The organism is Empedobacter sp. GD03861 (genome assembly GCF_029840885.1).
Classification (GTDB): domain Bacteria; phylum Bacteroidota; class Bacteroidia; order Flavobacteriales; family Weeksellaceae; genus Empedobacter; species Empedobacter falsenii_B.
In genome coordinates, this window is sequence record NZ_JAOCDJ010000014.1 from 46,299 (window position 1) to 53,531 (window position 7,233).

Sequence of the window (7,233 nt, forward strand, 5' to 3'; positions counted from 1 at the left end):
TGTCTATAAAAATCAATATGGATCAAAAGATACAAATTAAGGAAATTGCGAAATTATTTTTTAAACTCGGTGTAATTGGATTTGGTGGCCCTGCAGCTCATATTGCTATGATGCAAAGAGAAGTGGTCGTGAAACGGCAATGGATGAGTGATCAGCATTTTTTAGATTTATTAGGTGCTACCAACCTCATTCCTGGGCCTAATAGCACTGAAATGGCAATTCATATCGGTTATGATAAAGGTGGATGGAAAGGTCTATTAGTTGCCGGTCTATGTTTCATATTTCCAGCAGTTTTGATTACCGGAATTTTCGCCTATTTCTATCAGAAGTACGGACAAATCCCAGAGGTTTCACCTTTTTTATATGGAATAAAACCTGCCATTATTGCAATTATAATTGGTGCCGTTTATCCATTGTTTTTAAAAGCGATAAAGAATGTTTACCTAGGTGTTTTAGCAATTGCTGTATTAGTCTTATCACTTTTAGGTATCAATGAAATTTTTTTATTAGTTGGAGCTGGCTTTTTTATGCTTTTAGAAAAAAAATTTCGCCAACTTCACTCCATGAAAAGCTTTGTTCCTTTAGCTTTATTTCCTTTATTTAATGGATCGTTTCTGTCGACGATAAACCAATCCTTATTTTGGACATTTTTAAAAATAGGATCAATTTTATACGGAAGTGGCTACGTTTTGTTTGCTTTCTTAGATACCGAGTTGGTAGATAAAGGATTACTCACGCGAATACAACTGATGGACGCAATTGCGGTTGGACAATTTACTCCAGGACCTGTTTTTTCATCTGTAACTTTTATTGGATATCAAATCAACGGACTTTCGGGTGCTATTGTATCTACTTTAGCCATTTTTCTACCCTCATTTATTTTGGTTGCATTGATACATCCTTTAATGAAGTTTATAAGAAACAATGATTCATTTAGTACTTTTTTAAATGGGGTCAATGTAGCGTCTGTAGCAATTATCCTATCAGTATGTATAGTTATGGGGAAAGAAACTATTACCGATTGGAGAACTATTGTTATTGCGTTGATTAGTGCTGTAATAGTTTTTCAATTCAAAAAAATCAATAGTGCTTTCATTGTATTATTGGGTTCCATACTAGGCTACTTAATTATTCAATTTTAAACTAATGCAAAAACAATTATTTAACACTATTCAGAATGATGTTCTGAATCAAGAAATTTGTGAAGACAGAAAAGTAGTTTTACAACCTTTAGTTTTTTACATTCAAGAGAAAGTCAATGATAAGCAGACAATAAATCTCAATTTCATTTGCTCGCACAATTCACGCAGAAGTCATTTAGCACAGATATGGGCACAATTTGCTGCTGCTTATTATAATATCCCAAATATCAATTGTTATTCAGGTGGTACACAAGAAACAGCATTGTTTCCAAAAGTAGCTGAAACACTAAGCATTCAAGGCTTTCAAATCTTTAAAATTGCAGATAGTAATAATCCTATTTATGCCATAAAATTTGATGAAAATTGTTTACCAATTATAGGATTTTCTAAGAAGTATGATGATGCATACAATCCAATTTCAAACTTTGTAGCTATTCTTACTTGCTCCCAAGCAGATGATGGTTGTCCTTTCATTGCAGGTGCAGAAAAGCGAATCCCAATAACTTACGAAGATCCTAAAATATCGGATGGTACTACCAATCAAACAGAAGTTTACCAACAACGAAGTATCGAAATAGCAACCGAAATGATGTATGTCTTTTCTCAAATAATTAAATAAATAGTATTACATTTTCTGAATGATTATATTTTTAGTTGCATACTTTGTTTCTATCCATTGTTGCAATTTATTTTCATCAATTAACTTTTCTGATTGGTAAAGAATTATTTTATTATTTGATATACTATCTGAATATTGATTGAGTGTACCAAAGTAAATTTGACTAATATCTGGAAATAAAATTTTTATTTCTTTCTCCAGTATGCTATCTCCAAATGTTTTAGCTTTTAGCAATTCGTTAAGTTGCTGTATTTTCAAATCCTTTTCTGTTATATCACTTTGGTTTTTATTGAGTTCACTTAAAATTTCTTGTTTTAAATCTGCGTTATTTTGTCGAACAGTAAACGTTGTATTATTAATACCATAATCTTCCAATTTGGTATTATATCGTGCTATTTCTAAGCTATCTAATTGTTGAGACAAGAAAGCAAGTTCTATTTTTTTAGGCTTACTTCTGAAATTGACATTTTTATAAATTACGGTATGCCCATTATTTAAAAATTCATTTTGAATAAACGTTTCTACATTCTGCGTAAATTTCTTTTCTTGAAGCAAGTTATACGCTAAGTAAAAACTTGGTATAATCAGTAAGCTCATGACTACTGAAATGCTTATTCTAACTTTTTTATCCAATGAAGGATTTTGAGTTTGTACTGGTTTATATTTTAAATATTTTAAAACAATAAACGTAGACAACGCAATGAAAAAACAATTGATACTATACAAATATAAAGCTCCAACTAAAAATTTAAAATTTAGTGTAGCCAATCCAAATCCAGCTGTACATAATGGTGGCATCAAAGCAGTAGCAATAGCTACACCTGGTATAGGATTCCCTTTTTCTACACGTGTTATGGATACTGCACCAACGATTCCACCAAAAAATGCGATAAGCACATCATATATAGTGGGTGATGTTCTGGCAAGTAATTCGGATTGTACATCTTTAAATGGACTTAGATAAAAATATATACAGGATACGATAAGTCCAGCTATTGTAGCAATAAATAAGTTTTTGGCTGATCGCTTAAGTAAAGAAAAATCATACGTAGCTAATGCAAAACCAGAACCGACTATTGGACCCATTAATGGTGATATTAACATAGCTCCTATAATGACTGCTGTGGAATTTACATTTAATCCTATAGATGCAATTAATATCGCACAAGCTAAAATCCATAGATTAGCTCCTTTAAATGATATATTGCTTTGTACGTCTTCTTTAACTTTATTCTTATCTTCTTCTCCACTTTGTAGATTAAATAATTGATAGATCTTGTTCATTGTGTTTCACATAAGTATTAAAATTATTTATCAATTCTATTTTCTGATTAGTAATATTTTCGCATAAATTTATAAATATCATTATTTGATCCATAAATTACTAAAACATCATCACGTTCAAGTACTGTTGTTGACGATGGAAATCCTTGTACCTGTGGTACTATTTTAAATTGACCTAAAAAACTTGTTTCTTGTTTATTTTTAATAACAGTCATTACCAATATATTGTATTTCTTTTTAAATTGAATCTCATCAAAACTTAATCCTACAAGTTCTTTGGGTACTATAACTTCTATGATACTATATTCCTTATTAAGTTCAAAAGAATCTATAATTCCTTTTGTATTTAGTTTTTTAGTCCAACGTTCGGCAGATTCCTCTTCAGGTCTTATAATTTGATCTACACCTATGGCATGTAATACATTTTCGTGGACATTATTTATTGATCGACTTATTAAACGATTAACTTTTCTATTTTTAAAATTAGCTGTCGCCATAATATTAGAGCCTTCATTTTCACCTATAGTAATTAACACCATATCAGTGTTATTCAAGGGTAATTTATTAAGTGCAACTTCATCGGTTGCATCCAAACAAATAGTATGTGACAATTTATCTTTATACGATTCTACACGTTCCATATTGGTATCAACTCCAATCACCTCATGCCCCAAAGCTGTCATTTTAGTACCTAATGATGCTCCGAAATTCCCTAATCCAATGATAATTAATTTCATGTATTTTATATTAAAATATCCCCCGTAGGATATGAATAACGAGAAGATATGGTTTTCTTAAAAAATGCTGTTAAAATGGTGATCATAGAAACTCGTCCTATAAACATAATTATAATTAATACTATCTTACTAGGATCGCTCAATAATGGAGTAGTATTTAATGATAATCCAACTGTTGAATAGGCAGAAAATACTTCGAATGCTATGTCTATTAATGGTAATTGATGATCAAACTTTGAAATTAAAAATACTCCAATTCCTATAACTAGAAAAGACAATGTTATTGTTGCAAATGCCTTTTGCACTATAGAATCACTGATTTTTCGGTTATATATTTCAATGTTTTGTTTCCCCCTTGCGATATTAATAAAATTTAAAATAGCAATGGCAAAGGTACTTGTTTTTATCCCACCACCTGTAGAGGTAGGTGAGGCACCAATCCACATCAAGAGTAATATCATGATAATTGTAGAGAATTGCAATTGCGAAAAATCTATCGTATTAAACCCAGCAGTTCGTGTGGTCATACTAATGAATGTAGCAGATACAAATTTGCCTATTCCTGTATGATTATTAAGCGTATAATAAAATTCTTCAAAATATATAATAATCGTAGAAATGAAAAGAATAATCAATGAAGTCATTAAATTTACTTTTGAACTTAATGAAAATACCCAACTTTTTTGTTCTTTACGATTATGAAATATACTTGCTATAGTTTTGGTAATAAAATAAGAAAAATAGCGAAGTATATTTACTAAAATAGGAAACCCTATTCCTCCTAAAAATATAAGTAATATTACAACTATTTGCAATGGATAATTATAAATAGTTACTTCATGCATCAATCCATTTGGTAAAGTAGAAAAACCAGCATTACAAAACGCCGATATAGAATGAAATAAAGAATGAAAAGCCTTGTCTAAAAAGCTAATCTCTAATTGATCTAAAGATAAATATATACAAACCGCACCTATCAATTCTATACTGAATGTTAGATAAATTATACGTTTAATAAAAGAAAACACCTCGCTAAAGGCATCATTATTTGAAATATTTCCTAAAGTAATTTGATATTCAAAAGAACTATTTCCCTTAAAAAAATATGCGATATAAGCTGCAAATGTTAAAATCCCTAAACCACCTAATTGAATGAGTAGTAATAAAATAAATTGACCAAATGTAGTAAAAACCTGAGAAACATCCATAACACTTAAACCTGTAACACATACAGCACTAGTTGAGGTAAATAATGCATCCAAAAAAGTTATTGAGGTTTTAGTTGCTTTAGGCAATAATAACAAACAAGCTCCTAATATTATTAATCCAATAAAACTTATTATAAAAAGTTGGGGTGGTGTTATGTAACTTCTTTTAAATGTAAAATTTGGTGTAGCAAATTCGCGTAATAATTTTAAGATTATTGCAAATAAGATATACTTACTAACAAAATGTATAGAGTATTCGGTAAATTGTATATATATACAATACGTAATAAATAAAACACTTAATAGATCGAAAATTAAAACTCTTGCTATGATTTTATCTTTGATATAAAAGTATTTAACAACTGTTTTAATAATTCCCAAAAATAAAATAGTAGCAAAAAATAAATTAACATATGGATTATAATGTTTAGGAAAACCAAATCCTAACATAGCAATGATGGTTACAATTGCAACAATAAAACTCCATTTAGTTAGCAGATTAAAAATTCTAGAACAAAAAAAGCGTGTAAGCATCGTTAATTTTATTTATTACTTTTTCTCAAAATTATGTAACCTAATATTCCAGAAATTATTGATGCTAACAAGACTGACAATTTTGCTTCTTCAATTAAAACTGTATCCGTAAAAGATAAGTTTGAAATAAATATAGACATAGTAAATCCAATACCAGCTAATAAACCTAAACCTATTATATGTTTAAAATTACTTCCTTCAGGTAACTGACCTATTCCAAATTTGTAGCAGAGAAAAGTACTCATTACAATTCCTAGTGGTTTACCAAGTATTAAGCCCATTCCAATACCCAATCCTAATGGAGCAGTTAATCCTTCTAGCATTTCATTTACAATAGTTATATTAGTATTTGCAAAAGCAAAAATAGGTATGATTAGGAAATTGACAGGCTTTACTAAAGCATGCTCTAATCGTTCTAGCGGTGATTCTTCATCTGTATCATTTGTCGGTAAAGTCATAGCTACTAATACACCCGCTATAGTAGCATGTATTCCAGAATGATGTACAAAATACCAAATAAATAAACCTGGAATAAGATAAAGATATGAATTTTTAACATTAAGTCTATTCATTACAACTAAAATAGCCAAACCTACACCCGCGTATAATAAATAATGCACATCTATACCTGAAGAATAAAATAATGCAATGACTAGAATCGCAATTAAATCATCTACAATTGCTAAAGCAGCTAAAAATATCTTTAAACTAAATGGTATACGCTTATCTAATAATGATATTACAGCTAATGCAAAAGCAATATCTGTTGCCATAGGAATTCCCCATCCACTTGCGGTATCTAGACCTTTATTAAACAATACATATATCAGCGCAGGTACAATAGCTCCACCAACTGCTGCCAAAATTGGTAAAACAGCTTTTTTAGGGGATGATAATTCTCCTTCTACTATTTCACGTTTGATTTCCAAGCCTACAAGTAAGAAAAATATAGCCATTAACCCATCATTAATCCACATACTTGTGCTATATTTTAAATGAATCCAATTATTTTCTATACCAAATTCATAGGTTAGCAAATTCTTAAGCGTATCACTAAAAGGAGAATTAGCTATTACTAAGGCTATAATAACACATAAAAAAAGGAGGAATCCTCCAAAATTACTCGATTTTACAAACTCTTTAAATACCTTTAAATTAATCAAATTAGACATACATAATAATGTTGAATGAATTCGCAAGATATAAAATTACACCTTCTTATCCCAAGAAATCGGCTTTTAAGTTACGACTAAATTGAAGGTTTCTCCATTCTAATCTATGGTACTGCCGCCATTTTATACTGTCATATTTTTTGCAATGTTCATTCGTCGGCTTTATTGCACATTGCTTAGTTTCGTTCCTTACTAAGCAAAGAGCAAGCCTCCTCATTTCACAAGCAAAAAAACGCTACACTCCAACTACCATCAAAGCTTGTCCTGAGCCTGCCGAAGGGTTCGCTTATGCCAGTACTAAAATTGGCGTAAGCTAATTTAAACGTTTCTGCATTTAAGAAAAGCCGTTTTATTTCCACAACTCCCCACCACCCTTATCAATGGTCAGAAAAAAAATAAACTATAATTTATAGTTGTGTCGGCTATTGTCGGATGCTACTTCATTACATTACATAGCACCCACATCGCCTAAATGGTGCTACAAGAGTAGTTCAGCCTTTCATTCAAATTGCTTAAAATTTAGTGGTCGCAGGCATA

The 7,233-nt window shown here is 30.4% G+C and carries 6 protein-coding genes; 2 read left to right on the top strand and 4 right to left on the bottom strand.

What is annotated here, in order from left to right; translation table 11 throughout:
- Positions 1-17: 17 nt before the first annotated feature.
- Entirely contained in the window at positions 18-1,142 is a 1,125-nt protein-coding gene (chrA, locus tag N5D03_RS08830) for a chromate efflux transporter (protein ID WP_125350836.1), read from the top strand.
- A 4-nt stretch (positions 1,143-1,146) separates the two neighbouring features.
- Complete coding sequence (locus N5D03_RS08835; RefSeq protein WP_280051408.1) at positions 1,147-1,761, top strand: protein-tyrosine-phosphatase; 615 nt, start codon at positions 1,147-1,149, stop codon at positions 1,759-1,761.
- 6 nt (positions 1,762-1,767) lie between these two features.
- Here N5D03_RS08835 and N5D03_RS08840 read toward each other — a convergent pair whose 3' ends face one another.
- Genes N5D03_RS08840 through nhaA form a run of 4 tightly spaced genes read right to left on the bottom strand, consistent with a single transcriptional unit; the run spans position 1,768 to position 6,696 of the window.
- The gene (locus tag N5D03_RS08840) at positions 1,768-3,045 is read right to left on the bottom strand and encodes a DUF389 domain-containing protein (protein WP_280038250.1); all 1,278 of its coding nucleotides are present in this window, start codon (positions 3,043-3,045) and stop codon (positions 1,768-1,770) included.
- Positions 3,046-3,092: 47 nt separating this feature from the next.
- Positions 3,093-3,782: a TrkA family potassium uptake protein gene (locus N5D03_RS08845; protein WP_280038251.1), complete on the bottom strand. Its 690-nt coding sequence runs from the start codon at positions 3,780-3,782 to the stop codon at positions 3,093-3,095.
- A 5-nt stretch (positions 3,783-3,787) separates the two neighbouring features.
- A complete protein-coding gene (locus N5D03_RS08850; protein WP_280051409.1) occupies positions 3,788-5,524 on the bottom strand; it encodes a potassium transporter TrkG in 1,737 nt (578 codons plus the stop codon).
- A gap of 8 nt (positions 5,525-5,532) precedes the next feature.
- Entirely contained in the window at positions 5,533-6,696 is a 1,164-nt protein-coding gene (gene nhaA, locus N5D03_RS08855) for a Na+/H+ antiporter NhaA (RefSeq protein WP_280038253.1), read from the bottom strand.
- Positions 6,697-7,233: the final 537 nt, after the last annotated feature.